The 13,873-nt window shown below is 70.5% G+C and carries 13 protein-coding genes; 8 read left to right on the top strand and 5 right to left on the bottom strand.

All coding sequences use genetic code 11. The features are described 5' to 3' along the window. Nucleotides 1-16 precede the first annotated feature (16 nt). Genes ACIBEC_RS27925 through ACIBEC_RS27905 form a run of 5 tightly spaced genes read left to right on the top strand, consistent with a single transcriptional unit; the run spans nucleotide 17 to nucleotide 5,870 of the window. Nucleotides 17-2,521, top strand: a complete 2,505-nt coding sequence (locus ACIBEC_RS27925) for a type I polyketide synthase (protein ID WP_360497311.1) — start codon at nucleotides 17-19, stop codon at nucleotides 2,519-2,521. Next, complete coding sequence (locus ACIBEC_RS27920; protein WP_360497308.1) at nucleotides 2,500-3,357, top strand: 3-hydroxyacyl-CoA dehydrogenase family protein; 858 nt, start codon at nucleotides 2,500-2,502, stop codon at nucleotides 3,355-3,357. The genes ACIBEC_RS27925 and ACIBEC_RS27920 overlap by 22 nt, the downstream gene beginning before the upstream one ends. Then, nucleotides 3,354-3,650 (top strand): acyl carrier protein, encoded by a 297-nt coding sequence (locus ACIBEC_RS27915; RefSeq protein ID WP_360497305.1) that lies wholly within the window; start codon nucleotides 3,354-3,356, stop codon nucleotides 3,648-3,650. Before ACIBEC_RS27920 ends, ACIBEC_RS27915 begins: the two co-directional genes overlap by 4 nt. Beyond that, on the top strand, nucleotides 3,643-4,779 hold the full coding sequence (locus ACIBEC_RS27910) for an acyl-CoA dehydrogenase family protein (RefSeq protein ID WP_360497302.1): 1,137 nt from the start codon (nucleotides 3,643-3,645) through the stop codon (nucleotides 4,777-4,779). Before ACIBEC_RS27915 ends, ACIBEC_RS27910 begins: the two co-directional genes overlap by 8 nt. Beyond that, the gene (locus ACIBEC_RS27905) at nucleotides 4,776-5,870 is read left to right on the top strand and encodes an HAD-IIIC family phosphatase (protein WP_360497299.1); all 1,095 of its coding nucleotides are present in this window, start codon (nucleotides 4,776-4,778) and stop codon (nucleotides 5,868-5,870) included. The genes ACIBEC_RS27910 and ACIBEC_RS27905 overlap by 4 nt, the downstream gene beginning before the upstream one ends. Nucleotides 5,871-5,984: 114 nt before the next feature. Here the strand turns inward: ACIBEC_RS27905 and ACIBEC_RS27900 are convergent, their stop codons facing one another. From ACIBEC_RS27900 to ACIBEC_RS27885, 4 genes are all read right to left on the bottom strand, one after another. Then, a complete protein-coding gene (locus ACIBEC_RS27900; protein WP_360497296.1) occupies nucleotides 5,985-6,647 on the bottom strand; it encodes a class I SAM-dependent methyltransferase in 663 nt (220 codons plus the stop codon). 9 nt (nucleotides 6,648-6,656) lie between these two features. Beyond that, nucleotides 6,657-7,472, bottom strand: coding sequence for a class I SAM-dependent methyltransferase (locus ACIBEC_RS27895; protein ID WP_360497294.1), 816 nt, complete (start codon nucleotides 7,470-7,472; stop codon nucleotides 6,657-6,659). After that, nucleotides 7,469-8,737, bottom strand: coding sequence for a helix-turn-helix transcriptional regulator (locus tag ACIBEC_RS27890; protein WP_360497291.1), 1,269 nt, complete (start codon nucleotides 8,735-8,737; stop codon nucleotides 7,469-7,471). The genes ACIBEC_RS27895 and ACIBEC_RS27890 overlap by 4 nt, the downstream gene beginning before the upstream one ends. A gap of 461 nt (nucleotides 8,738-9,198) precedes the next feature. Then, nucleotides 9,199-9,825: an NAD(P)H-binding protein gene (locus tag ACIBEC_RS27885; RefSeq protein ID WP_360497792.1), complete on the bottom strand. Its 627-nt coding sequence runs from the start codon at nucleotides 9,823-9,825 to the stop codon at nucleotides 9,199-9,201. Here ACIBEC_RS27885 and ACIBEC_RS27880 point away from each other — a divergent pair. Then, a complete protein-coding gene (locus ACIBEC_RS27880) occupies nucleotides 9,709-9,969 on the top strand; it encodes a hypothetical protein (RefSeq protein WP_360497824.1) in 261 nt (86 codons plus the stop codon). The two genes, ACIBEC_RS27885 and ACIBEC_RS27880, sit on opposite strands and share 117 nt — an antisense overlap. A 143-nt stretch (nucleotides 9,970-10,112) precedes the next feature. Here the strand turns inward: ACIBEC_RS27880 and ACIBEC_RS27875 are convergent, their stop codons facing one another. Next, nucleotides 10,113-10,655: a winged helix-turn-helix domain-containing protein gene (locus ACIBEC_RS27875; protein WP_360497288.1), complete on the bottom strand. Its 543-nt coding sequence runs from the start codon at nucleotides 10,653-10,655 to the stop codon at nucleotides 10,113-10,115. Nucleotides 10,656-10,835: 180 nt separating this feature from the next. Between ACIBEC_RS27875 and ACIBEC_RS27870 the strand changes: the two genes are divergently transcribed. Next, on the top strand, nucleotides 10,836-12,062 hold the full coding sequence (locus ACIBEC_RS27870) for a M20/M25/M40 family metallo-hydrolase (RefSeq protein WP_396289119.1): 1,227 nt from the start codon (nucleotides 10,836-10,838) through the stop codon (nucleotides 12,060-12,062). Next, nucleotides 12,059-13,849: an alpha/beta fold hydrolase gene (locus tag ACIBEC_RS27865; protein WP_360497282.1), complete on the top strand. Its 1,791-nt coding sequence runs from the start codon at nucleotides 12,059-12,061 to the stop codon at nucleotides 13,847-13,849. Before ACIBEC_RS27870 ends, ACIBEC_RS27865 begins: the two co-directional genes overlap by 4 nt. Nucleotides 13,850-13,873: the final 24 nt, after the last annotated feature.

Raw genomic sequence — 13,873 nt, 5'->3', positions numbered from 1 at the left:
CGAAATGGAAGACGGGATGGAGCCGATCGCGGTCGTCGGGATCGCCGGACGACTGCCGGGAGCCGCCACCATCGAGGAGTTCTGGCGCAACCAGCGCGACGGCGTCGAGTCGGTCTCCAGGTTCAGCACCCGGCAACTGACCGACGCCGGCTGGCCGGTAGACATGGTGGCCCACCCCGACTACGTGCCCGCCGCCGCCGTCATCGAGGACGCCGACCACTTCGACGCGGAGTTCTTCGGGTACAGCCGGGAACAGGCCGAGATCAGCGACCCGCAGCAGCGGATCTTCGTCGAGACCGTCTGGCACGCCCTGGAGGACACCGGGCACGACCCGGCGCGCTTCGACGGCGCCGTCGGCGTCTACGCCGGCCAGTTCGCCAGCAAGTACCTGCCGCTGAACCTCCTCGCGAACGCCAAGTTCCGCGGATCCTTGGCGGCCTTCTCCGCCCGCCCCTACAACGACAAGGACTTCCTCGCCACCAGGGCGGCCTACCTGTGCAACCTGCGCGGCCCCGCGATGACCGTGCAGTCGGCCTGCTCCACCTCGCTCGTCGCCATCCACCTCGCCTGCCAGTCGCTACTGAGCCACGAATGCGACATGGCACTGGCCGGGGGAGTGGCACTGCCCGTCCCGCTGATCGGCGGCTACCCGGTGGTCGCGGGCGGCATCTTCGCCCGTGACGGCCACTGCCGGCCGTTCGACGCCGCCTCCAGCGGAACCGTCCCCGGCTACGGCGTCACGGTCGTCGCGCTGCGCAGGCTGAGCGACGCGCTCGCGGACAACGACCACATCCGCGCGCTCATCCTCGGCAGCGCGGTCAACAACGACGGTTCGGCGAAATTCGGATTCAACGCGCCCAGCATGCAGGCACAGGCCGAGGTGATCGCCACCGCCCAGGCCGTCGCCGGCGTCCCGCCGGAGACCATCGGCTACATCGAGGCACACGGCACCGGCACCCCGCTCGGCGACCCCATCGAGGTGGCCGGGCTCACCAAGGCCTTCGACACCAAGGAACGCAACTACTGCGCGATCGGTTCGACGAAGGCCAACATCGGCCACCTGGACGCCGCCGCAGGGGCGGCCGGCTTCGCCAGGGCCGTACTGGCACTCGAACACGGCGAGATCCCGCCGAGCATCAACTACGACACGCCCAACGCAGCGCTCCTACTGGACCGCACACCCTTCTACGTCCCGACCACCGCCCGCCCCTGGCCGCGCGCCGCGACACCGCGACGCGCCGGCGTCAGCGCCTTCGCGGTCGGCGGCACCAACGCGCACGTGGTCCTCCAAGAGGCACCCGCACCTACACCGACACCGCAGGCCTCCGCACCGCACACACACGACCGGCAACTGCTCGTCCTGTCCGCACGCACCGGCAAGGCCCTGGCCGACGCGGCGAACAACCTCGCCGACCGCCTGGACCGCCAGGACGACCTCGACCTCGCCGACGTCGCCTACACCCTCCAGGTCGGCCGCCGCGCCTTCCCCCACCGCCGGCACCTGGTCTGCCGCGACCGGGCCGAAGCCACAGCCGCCCTCCGGGCGCTGGCAAAGCCCGGAGCCGTCGACACCGCCAACGACGTGAAAGCCCGCCAGGTGGCCTTCATGTTCCCCGGCAGCGCCTCGCACCGGCCCGACGCCGCCCCGGCGATCCACCGCGGCGAACCGGCCTTCGCCGAGCAGGTGGACCGCTGCGCCGAACTGGCGCGGCCACTGCTCGGGTACGACCTGCGCGCCCTGCTCCTCCCCTCCACCTGGGACGGTCCGAAGGCACCGCAGGACGACCCGCGCGGCGTGGCAGCCGCGGCCTTCACCCTGCAGTGGTCCCTCGCCCGGCTGTGGCGGTCATGGGGAGTACACCCCGCCGCGATGATCGGCGAGGGCGACGGCCAGTACGTGGCCGCCTGCCTGGCCGGCGTGATCGACCTGGCGGACGCCATCGACGTCACGGTCACCGCCGCCGAGATCCGCTCCCGCGCCGGAGCCGGCCGGATCCCCGACGCGCACGCGTCCGAGTTCGCCGCCAAGGTGGCGCGCCACGAACTCAAGCCACCGCAGGTGCCCTACATCTGCGCAGCGACCGGCACCTGGATCGGCCCGCAGGACGCCGTGGACCCGGCCCACTGGGCCCGCCACCTGCGCGAGCCGGCCCCGTTCACCGACGGCCTGCGCGAACTGGCCGGCGAGCCCGGCCGGATCCTGCTGGAGGTGGGACCGGGCAGCACACTGACCGAAACCGTCGCACGGCAGGACACCGCGAAGCACCTGCCGGCAGTGGCCTCACTGCCACCCGCGCAGGCGAACCGATCCGACCTCGCCGCCCTGCTCGACGCCGTCGGCACCCTGTGGCAGTCCACCGTGGACATCGACTGGGAGGCCCTGCACGGCACGTCGCGACCGCGGCGCGTGTCCCTGCCGGGCTACCCCTTCCAACGGAGCCGGTACTGGATCGGCCCCGACTCCGGCAGTTACGAACCCCTGGGTTTGGAGGAGGCCTCATGGACGACGAGCAGCTTGTAGCCATCGTAGGAGCGGGCGTCATGGGCACCGGGATCTCGACGCTCGTCGTCGGGCACGGATTGCCCGTCGTCCTGGTGGACGTCGACGAGGGCGTACTGGACCGCGCCGCCGCGGCATCCGCCAACGGCCTGCGGCACGCCCAGCTGACCGGCGCCCTGCCCGCCGGGACCACTCCGGCGAAGCTGCGCACGACACTCTCACTGAGCGACGTCGCGGACGCGACCGTGGTCATCGAGGCGGTCACCGAACTGCCCGAGAACAAAGCCGACGTGCTCGCCGGCGTATCGGCACTGGTCCGGCCCGGAACCCCCCTGATCTCCAACACCTCCGGCATACCCATCGACGAAATGGCGGCGTGGGTGAAATGTCCCGGTGACCTCATCGGAACGCACTTCATGAATCCCGCCTACCTGATCTCGATGGTCGAGGTGATCCGCGGCCCGCAGACCGCGGACGAGACCGTCGAGTCGGTGCTCTCACTGCTGACCCGGATCGGCCGGCGCGGGGTCGTGGTCCGTGACGCGCCCGGGTTCGTGACGAGCCGGCTCCTGCACCCGATGATCAACGACGCCGCACGGGTGGTCGGCGCCGGCACCGCCACCGTCGAGGACGTGGACACCCTGATGCAGGGCTGCCTCGGCCATCCGACGGGCCCGCTGCGCACCGCGGACCTGATCGGCATCGACAACCTCGTCGACGCCCTGGAGGCGCTGTACGCCCGGACCGCGGACGAGCGGTGCCGTCCCAGTGAGCTTCTCCTCGAGAAGGTCCGGCGAGGCGAACTCGGCCGAAAGAGCGGCCGTGGCTTCTACAACTACAGTGAGGCACAGTCATGACCCCGGAACAGCAGACCGAGAAGGCGCCCTTCGACATGGACGCCGTCGTCGACGAGATCACCCGGTTCGTGGCCGAGCAGACCCGGACCAGGCCCGAGGTGGACCAGGACCTCTTCACCACCGGGGTCGCCAACTCCATGTTCGCCATGCAGTTGGTCGTGTTCCTGGAGAAGGCCTACTCCGTGACGGTCGCCGGACCGGACCTGCAGCTGTCCAACTTCTGCACGGTCAAGAGCATGGCCACGCTCGTCGGCCGACTCCAGGCAGAGTCTGCCGCAGACAGCGATGTCTGACGCACCCTCCTCAGGGCACGAGGACATCTGGCGTTTCGTCGGGGACAGCGCCGGCGGATGGGACATCGCCGGCGAGATCCCGCGTACCGTCCTGAGCGAACTCGGTGCCGTCGGCGTGCTCTGTGCCGAGGTGGGAAAGCAGTACGGCGGACTCGGCCTGGGCAGCCAGGAGAGCGGGAAGCTCACCGCTCATGCCGGGAGCCTGTGCAGTTCCCTGCGCAGTGTGATGACCTCGCAGGGCATGGCGGCGTGGACGGTACAGCGCCTCGGCACCCGTGAGCAGCGGGCCGTGTTCCTGCCGCAGCTGACCGGCGGCCGGCTCGCGGCCGTCGCCTTCAGCGAGCCGGACGCCGGCAGCGACCTCGGTGCGATGACCACCGAGCTGCGTTTCGACGGTGACACGGTGGTCGTGGACGGCGGCAAGGCGTGGATCACCGCGGCGGCCTATGCCGACCTGGTCGTCGTCATCGGAAAGCTGGGCGACAGCGCGGCGGCGGTGGTCGTGCCGACGGACGCCGAGGGGGTCCGGATCGAGAAGATCCCGCACCCGGTCGGCTGTCGTGCGGCCGGGCACGCGCAGGTGCGGCTGGACGGGGTACGCGTGCCGGCCGCGAACGTCCTCGGCGGCACCGGGCTGTCGCTGCCGTTCCTGGTGACGACGGCCCTGGCCTACGGCCGGATGTCGGTGGCGTGGGGCTGCGTCGGCATCCTGCGCGGCTGTCTCGGCGCGGTGACCGAACACGCGCGGTCGCGGCGGCAGTTCGGCAAACCGATCGCGGAGCACCAGCTGGTCGCCCGCAGGGTCGCCGAGCTCTACGCCGCGGAGCGGGTCGCCACCGCGGTGTGTCGGCAGGCCAGTGAGTGCTGGGAGTCGGGGTCGCCGGACCTCGTGATCGCCACGGTTCTCGCCAAGCACGTCAGCGCGACCGAGGCCGTGCGGGGGAGCGCGTCGGCTCTGCAGGTCATGGCCTCGGCGGGCGCGTCGGACGGCCACGTGGTCGCCCGCGCCTACCGGGACGCCAAGTTGATGGAGATCATCGAGGGCAGCAGCGAGATATGCCAGCTCGAACTCGCCAGACACGCCCTGGCGACCGGGAACAGCACAGTGCGGCAGGAGGAGGCGCAGTGAGCGGACCAGTGCCACCGAGCGAACCGATCACCACCGTCAAATGCGTCGTCTGGGACCTGGACAACACGCTGTGGAAGGGCACCCTGCTCGAGGGTGACGACGTGGTCGTCGACGACCGGGTCTACGAGACCATCGTGGGTCTCGACTCCCGCGGCATCCTGCAGGCCGTCGCCAGCAAGAACGACCACGGCCCCGCCTGGCAGCGCCTCGAGGAGCTCGGCGTCTCCGAGTACTTCGTGGCCGCCAGGATCGGGTGGGGCCCGAAGTCGTCGTCGGTGCGGGAGATCGCCGACGAACTGAAGTTCGCCCACCACACGATCGCCTTCGTCGACGACCAGCCGGCGGAACGCGCGGAGGTGGTGTTCCACCTGCCGCAGGTGCGCTGCTACCCGGCCGAGTCGGTGTCCGAGCTGCTGACGCTGCCCGAGTTCACCCCGGCGACGGTGACGGTCGACTCGCGCCGTCGCCGCCAGATGTACCAGGCGAACGTGCGGCGCCAGGCCGAGCAGGAGTCGTTCGACGGGCCGTCGGAGGAGTTCCTGCGCTCGTTGGGCCTCGTGATGGAGATCGGCCGGGCCACTGCCGGCGACCTGTCCCGGATGGAGGAGCTGACGCTGCGTACGAGCCAGATGAACGCGACCGGTGTGCACTACTCCGACGCCGACCTGCGCGCGCTCCTGGACGACGCACGCCACGAGGTTCTCGCGGTGACGATGAGCGACCGCTTCGGATCGCACGGCGCGGTCGGTGTCGCGCTGGTGGAGACCGGTGCGGCGGTGTGGCACCTGAAGCTCCTGGCCACCTCGTGCCGGGTCGTCTCGTTCGGGGCCGGCGCCACCGTGCTGAACTGGCTGGTCGACGAGGCGGCGACGGCCGGCGCCCATGTGGTCGCGGACTTCCGGCCGACGGCACGGAACCGGATCATGGAGGTCGCGTACCGCTTCGCCGGGTTCACCGACGAGCGCTGTGCGTGCCTTGCCGAACTGCCGCCGCCGGACGGCGGGGAGACGCAACGGCTGCACCTCACACCGGCACCGAGGCCGGCGCCCGGCACGATGCGGCTCAACGCCGTCCGGCTGGCCGCGGCCTGACCTCGTCCGCGCCGACGCACACGAAGCCCGAACGCTCGCAGCCCCTCTCATCCGAGAGGGGCTGCGAGCGTTCGCGTCGCGCTACCGCCGTCCGACCGGCCGTGAGGCGATGCGTCACCTCTTACGGGCGAGGGTGATTCCGTCGGCCATCGTGAGCATCGAGACGTCCACCCGCTGGTCGTCGCGCAGCGAGGCGTTGAGCGCCCGCACCGCGGCGGTGTCCGGGTCCTGGCGGTCCGGGTCGACCACGCGGCCGAAGAAGAGCGTGTTGTCGATGACGATCAGCCCTTGCGGTCGGGTGAGCTTGAGCGCGGCCTCGTAGTACGTCCCGTAGTTGGCCTTGTCCGCGTCGATGAACACGAGGTCGAAGCTCTCGCCGCCGCGCTCGTCCGCGAGGGCGGCGAGCGTCTGGGTCGCGTCACCGATGCGGACGTCGATGCGGTCGGCGACTCCGGCGCGCTTCCAGTAGTCGGCGCCGATCGCCGGCCACCGGTCACTGAGGTCGAGGGTGACGACCGTGCCGTCCGGTGGCAGCGCACGCGCCATGCACAGGGTGCTGTAGCCGGTGAAGGTGCCGATCTCCAGCACCGATCCGGCGCCGGTCAGGCCGACGAGGAGCGCCAGCAGCTGGCCCTCCTCGGCCATGACCTGCATGGCCGAGCCGGCCGGCAACCCCGCGGTCTGCGCCCGGAGTTCGGCCAGTATCGGGTCCTCCCGCAGGGACACGGCGCGGACGTACTCGCGGATTTTCGGTGTCGCCATGATCTGATCTGCCATGGCGGCGACTCACTTCCTGGCGACGCAGGCGAACGACAGCGGGATCGGGTCGCCCGGGATCCGCCAGTTGTGGTCCCCGTCGGGCACCATCAGCGGGAGCCGCTGGCGCGCGTCGTAGGGAACCTCGCGGATGCGCTCGATGGTCAGGCCTTCGCCGATGAGCGCGTTCACCACCTCCTCCACGGACCACCGCCAGCCGTAGATGGAGTGCGTCTCGACCTCGACCTCGTCCTCGATCCGGTCGGCGTAGGTCGCGGACATCTCGTGGTGCACGTCCCGGGACCGGAACAGCGAGCGGGCCACCCGCAGCTCCCCGTCGACGTCGCCGAAGAGGGTGAGCATCGGGTGGATCTCCACGATCGTGAGGGTGCCGCCCGGCTTGACGAACCCGGCCGCGACCTTGGCCCAGCCGGTGATGTCGGGCAGGAACGAGAGGGTGCCGTAGCCGGTGAACACCATGTCGAACTGGCCGTCGAGCACTGTCGGTAAGTCGTAGAGGTTCGCCTGGACGAAGCTCGCGTCGAGGTCGAGCTCCCTGGCGAGGTTGCGAGCGATGTCGATCGCCTCGTCGGAGATGTCCATGCCGGTCACCTGCGCGCCCATGCGGGCGAGCGAGAGCGCGTTGACGCCGATGTGGCACTGCAGTTCCAGCAGGGACTTGCCGCGGACCTCGCCCAGTTCCTCCTGTTCCAGCCGGCGCAGCATGTTGTGGCCCTGCTTGAACCTGTCCACGTCGTAGTACGAGGACTGCATGTGTGCCCGCGCTCGCAGGTTGAAGCCTTCTCGGTTGGCCGATATTTTGTCGAGGTCGCTCATGGAGGTCATCGGTGCTTCCCTTCGGCGTGGATCGGTGGTTGTGGGCGGTCGCCGACGACCAGCGGGGCCAGATCGCGGCGGCTGGTCACCCCGAGCTTCTGGTAGGCGCGGCCCAGGTAGTTGTCGACGGTGCGGGCGGACAGCCCCAGCCGGTGCCCGATGGCGGGGCTGGTGAATCCGTTGGCGGCCAGCAGCGCGACGTCCCGCTCGCGGCTGGTGAGCCCGATCAGCGGGGCGGTGAGCTGCAACAGCGGGGTCGTCGCGTTCGGACACGCGATGGTGCCGGGGGGCGTGCAGGTGTGCCGTAGTGCGGCCGCGGCGGTGGCGGTCTCCGCGGCTAGCAGGTCCATCCCGAGTTCGGTGAACTTCGCCGTGGCGAAGTCCAGGGCTGCGGGATCGGAGCGGGCCAACGCGGCCGCGGCGCCGGCCATGGCCGGCACGACCGGCCCCGGTACCAGGTCGACGAGCGCGGCGAGGCGGTGCCGTACGGCGTTGGGATTGCCGAGACGGGCCACGTCGTAGCTTGCCGTGGCCTCGACGGCGTACTGGCCCAGGGCCATGGCGATGTCGGCCGCGGCGAGTGCCTGCCGGGCGGCGAGTGTGGTGTCCCCGCAGGCTGCCGTGGTCCACGCCTGGCTCAGGGTCAGCCACGGCAGGAACAGGCGACTTTCGGGTGCATGGTCGGTGCGCTGGCGGGTCTGGTGTGCGCCGGCCTGGTCGCCGAACACGGCGAGTTCGGCCAGACGCGGTGCCAGCATGAGGCACGAGTTTCCGCCGTCGAACAGGCGCGAAGCGGCCTCCGCGTCGGCGATGGCGGTGGCGACGTTGGCGACCTGGCCGCGCAGCGTCAACCAGCCACCGGCGACCGCGATGTTTCCGGCGGCCACCTCGTCCCGGTACCCGTTCTCGGCTATCCGGCAGGCGTGGCGCACCTGGCCGGCCATCAGCAACGCGAAGCAGTGCGCGTAGCCGATCTCGGCGAACCAGGGCTGGCCCGGGTCGGGGCGGTCCACGGCCGCCGACGCCCGGTCGAACCGGCCGGCCGGGCTGGCCGCGACGACCACGGTGGTCACCGCCGGCCGGATCGCCCCCTCGGGCACGGGGCGGTCGCGCGGTACTTTCTCGTGTGCGGCCGGTGCCGCGTGGGTGCACTCGTCCAGTAGCAGCAAGCCGGCCCAGTGTGCCTCGGCCACCGCACTGCCGCTGTCGCCCAGCCCCCGGTGCGCGGTCTCGACACCGCCCGTTCTCCAGTACGGGATGGCTGCCGCGGTCACTGCCCAGTGGGTGCAGCGCGCTGTCGGGGCGTTGCCCGATGGCCGGTGGGGTGGCGATGGGGCCACCGCGACGGAACCGAATCGGCGTTCGGCCGATTCGTTCGCCGGTAACTTGCCGACGGCGCTGTTGCCGGCGATCACGACGCCGGCTCGAGCCGCCGGCCTTTTCTTGGCAATTGACTGCACAACAAAGTAACCCCCCTGTGCTGTAAAATGAGACCCTTCGTGCTGAGCCCACTGTCCGGATTGGACTGTGCGTGAGTGAATGACGTCCCGTCGGCCCGGTGGTGCAGGCGAAACGACGTGACGTCACTATTCGTGGCGGCGTCCCGAATCGATCTCTCGAGATCTGCATCCGATTCGGGACGCCCGAACGGCAACCGGTATTCGCGGAGTCACTGCGGTGCCGTCAGGAACCGCATCGATCCCGGGTCGCGCGACCCTTTTCCAGGGGGAACGCCCTAGCTGTCGATCGCCTTGTCGATGGGGGTCTCGCCGCCGACCACCACGTAGATGCGGCCGGCGGTGTCGGGCCGGTCGATGAGCGCCACGAGCACGGCGGCGACGTCTTCCCGGGCGACCTGGTCGAACCTGGCGTGCTGTGGCCCGACCCGGTTCCCGGTGGTGAGTTCGACGGTGCCGTCGCCGTTCGCGTCGGTGAGCACGCCGGGCCGCAGGACCGTCCAGTCGAGCGTGTTCCGGGCGAAGATGTGCTGTTCGGCGGCGCGCTTGGCCCGCAGGTAGACGGCGTACCCCTCGCCGATGCCGCGGTCGTCCGCGCAGCCCACGTTGATGGAGCTGACGTGCAGGAACCGTCGCACACCGGCCTGTTCCGCCGCGTCCATGACGAGCACGACAGCGGCCCGGTCCATCTTGTCCCGGCGTGCGGAGGTGGCGCTGTTGCCCGAGCCGGCCGAGAAGACGACGGCGTCCGCGCCGGCAAGGGCCGCGGCCACCTCGTCCACCGTGGCGTGCTCGAGATCGAGCACGACGGCCTCCCCGCCGGTCTTTTCGATGTCGTCGACGTGGCGGGGATTGCGCACGATGCCCACGACGGAGTCGCCACGTTCGGCGAGGCGCCGAGTCAACCGCAGGGCGATCTTTCCGTGGCCGCCGGCGATGACAATCTTCATTCGATACCCTTTTCCCCGGAATCGGTGCTTCGGGTTTCCCCGGATTCGGTGCTGCGGGTGTGTAGCGCTAACCCGCCGAGCCTGCGCCGTGACGAATGATCAGGGCCGGCAGCCTGGCCCAGCCCGTCATTGACGTGCACGTTCTGGCAAGGAACTGATGCCGTCGTCCTGCCGGCCGCCGTGGCGACCTCAAACGCGTCACTCGAATGGTGAATGAGTCAAGCATCGGTCCCGCCTATCGGTCAATGGTCAATCGGTTCGGGGCCGTTGTCCCGGGGGCTGACGTCGGGCTGGGGCCGGGCGGCGAGTGACCACAGGTAGCTCAGCGGCTCGCCGTCGGGTTCGTCGGTGTACTCGGCGATCAGGTCCTGGATCCGGTTGCGCAGTGACTCCACGGACTCGGGCCGCAACCGCAGTACGCCCCTCTTGGCGCCACGGCCGGAGTCCTTGCCCGCGGCGATCAGTTCGGTGCGGTGAGCGCCGATCACGGCCAGGTCGACCTGCTGGGCCAGGCCGGCGTCGTCGGGCAGGATGATCAGGCCCCGGGAGCGTGCGGTCGCGCGGTAGGGCCGTTGCAGCGCGCCGTGCTCACCGGTGCAAACCGCTTCGGGGACAAGGAAGTTCGTCTTCACCAGGGCGCGGACGTGGCGCAGGGTCGTCGCGGGAGCAAGGTCGAGTTCGACCGACAGCTCCTTGTTGGTGAAGGAACGCTCCAGGCACAGCCGCAGGATGCGCCAGCGGACCGGGTGCCCGAGTGCTTTGAGATCTTCGATCGTCGCTTCCACAGCGGCACCCTACCTTGCCAAGCCCGCGCTGGTTTGCTTGACTACTATCGATTTCATTCTGTGCAATCGGTTGGAGGGTCTGTGATCGAGCAGCTCCGGAACTGGGTGGGCAGCCGGGACCTGGATGGTGAGCTGGCGGACTGGATCTCCCGGCCGAGCGTGAGCCGGACCGGCGAGGGCATGGCCGAGGCCGCGGCCCACGGTCTTCGGCTGTTACGTGCGTCGGGCCTGGAGGCCCGATTGGTCGAGACCGGTGGCTGGCCCGCGCTGGTGGGGACGGCGGACGGGCCCGGGCCGCACGTGCTGATCTACGGTCACTACGACGTACAGCCGGCCGGTCCGCTCGAACTGTGGACGACGCCGCCGTTCGTGCCGTCGATCCGTGACGGCCGGATGTACGGGCGTGGCACCGGCGACAACAAGGGGCAGCATCTCGCACAACTGCTGGGGCTGCGTGCCCTGCGGGACCTGACCGGCGGATTCCCCTGCCGTGTCACGGTGTTGCTCGACGGCGAGGAGGAGATCGGCAGCCCCAACCTGGCCGCGGCCGTACGCCAGGTCGGCCGGCCCGATCTGGTGATCTGGAGCGACGGGCCCGTGCACGACTCGGGCCGGGCGTGCGTGGTCCTCGGCGTGCGCGGAATCCTGATGTTCGAACTGCGTGCGCGAGGCGCGAACCGGCCGCTGCACTCGGGGAACTGGGGCGGAGTCGCGCCGAACCCGGCGTGGGCGCTGGTGCAGCTGCTGGCCACCATGCGGTCGGCGGACGGGACCGTGACCGTGCCCGGATTCGCCGACGGCGTCCCGCCGTTGACCGGTGGTCAGCGTGCCGCGCTGGCGGATCTTCCGGTGGACGTGGCCGCCACGCTCGAAGCGATCGGGGCCGCCGGCATGGAGCCGCCGGCCGAGCTGGGATTCCACGAACGCCTGGCCGCGCCCACGCTGACCGTGAACTCGTTGACCTGCGCGGATTCCGGCGACCACCGCGCGGTGATCCCCGACGTCGCCATCGCCCGGTGTGAGGCCCGGTTGGTCGGCGGCCAGACACCGGACCAGGTCGCCGACGCCATCCGGCGGCACGTCGCAAAGTACGCTCCCGATGTCGAGTTCGTGACTGACGCGGCCATGGCACCCTCCACCACACTACCCGAAACCCCTTACACGGCAACGATTCTCCAGGCGGTCGAGGACGTGCTCGGGCAACGGCCCCTGCTGGTTCCCTCGCTCGGCGGAAGCCTGCCGATCGCCGTGCTCAGCGATGAGCTCTCCTGCCCCTGCTACGGCGTGCCGTTGGCCAACGTCGACGAGGCCAACCACGCACCCGACGAGAACTTCGACCTCGACCGGTTCCGCCGTGGAATCGTCGCCGCGGCGACGATCCAGCTCGCACTGGCGGCGCACTCATGACCGTCTGGGGGGCCTGGCCCGCGAAGGAGGGCTTCGCGTACGTCAGCGACGAGTCCGGCCGGCCGCAGCCGTGGTTCCAGACCTGGGCGGGGCAGCGGCGTATGCTCCCGATCGACGGCGCGGTCACCCGGCTGGCGTGGCGGCCCGACGAGACCCGCCTGCTCGTGGTGACGGACGTGACCGGCGGCCAGGACTACCGGCTGGCCGAACTCGACCCGGCCACCGGCGAGTCGGAGTGGATAGCGGCGGAACCCGGGGTCCGGCGCGAGATCGGCGTGCCGTACTCCAGCGGAAGCCGGCCGTACAGCCCCGACGGGCGCCTGCTCGCGTACGCCACCAGCGCGCGCGACGTCACCTGTCTCGACGTCTACGTACGGGACCTGACGACCGGCGAGTCCAGGATGGTCCTGGAGGGCGACGACCGGTACGTGCCGATATGTTTCTCACCGGACTCCAGGTACCTGCTCGTTCTGAAGTTCCACCAGAACACCGACCAGGACCTGTTCGCCTGCGATCTCGCGACCGGCCGCACCCAGCACCTCACCCCGCACGAGGGCCCGGCGAAGTACCAGCCGGGCGGGTGGAACGAGGACGGGATCTACGTGTGCACCACCGAGGGCCGTGACTTCCTCGGTGTCGCCCTGCTCGTCCCCGGCCGGCCGCTGCAGTGGATCGCCACGCCGGACGCCGACGTGGAGAACGTGATCGTGGGCCCACAGGTCGTCTGGGCCCTGCCCCAGGACCAGCGCACGGTCCTGTGCACCCCGCAGACCACGGTCGAACTGCCCGGATTCGCCTCCCAGCCGTTCGGCTACGACGGCTTCGTGCCGCGGTTCGCGGGAGAGCGCCTGCTCGCACAGGTCGGCGCCGGCGACCGGGCGACCGAGTTCTTCCTGGTCGACCTGGCAACCGGCGAGTCACACCGGCTCACCGACTTCAGCGACGAGCTGCCGGACGACCTCGTCGCACCGGAGACGGTCTGGTTCACCGGAGCGGACGGGCTGGAGATATCCGGACTGCTGTACCGCCCGCGTTCGACGACCGGTCCCGTCCCCGCGGTGCTGACCATCCACGGCGGCCCGGAGTGGGCCGCGCTGGCGGTCCACGACCCGCTGATCCAGCGCCTGGTGCGAGCCGGAATCGCCGTGCTGGCGCCGAACGTGCGCGGCTCGACCGGACGGGGGCTGGCCTACCAGCGGCTGATCTACCGCGACTGGGGACGCGGCGACCTGGCCGACTTCGAAGCCGCCGCACGGTTCCTGCGAAGCCTGGACCGGGTGGACGGCGACCGGCTCGGCGTCCACGGGATGTCCTACGGCGGGTTCGCCGCGCTCAGCTGCCTGACGAGGCTGCCGCACCACTGGCGGGCCGGCGTCGTGATCTGCGGGCCGGCGGACCTCGAATCGGACGTCCGGGCCCTGCCACCGACATGGAGCCGACGGGTCGTGGAGTGGATCGGCGACGTCGACGACCCGGCGGACCTGGCGAGACTGAGGGCAGCGAGCCCGCTGACCCACGCGGCGCACATCCAGGCGCCGCTGCTGCTGGCACACGCGGTGGACGACACCACAGTCGTCATCAACGGCACCGAGCAGCTGTACAAGACGCTGACCGGACTGGACAAGACCGTGCGGTTCATCCGCCTTTCCCGCGGTCACCTCCCGGACGACCGCGAGGAACGGGACGAACTCGACGCCGCTGTCGTCCAGTGGTTCCGCGACCACCTCGAGCCGCGCCCCAACGGCGCGAGAACGGCCGCACCGGCGCAGTCCCGCCAGGGGTACTGAAAACGACTGAGGGGGCACGCATTC

Origin of the sequence: Kitasatospora sp. NPDC051164 (assembly GCF_044455625.1) — a bacterium.
GTDB lineage: Bacteria > Actinomycetota > Actinomycetes > Streptomycetales > Streptomycetaceae > Kitasatospora.
This window is presented reverse-complemented; position numbering and strand designations above follow the sequence as displayed.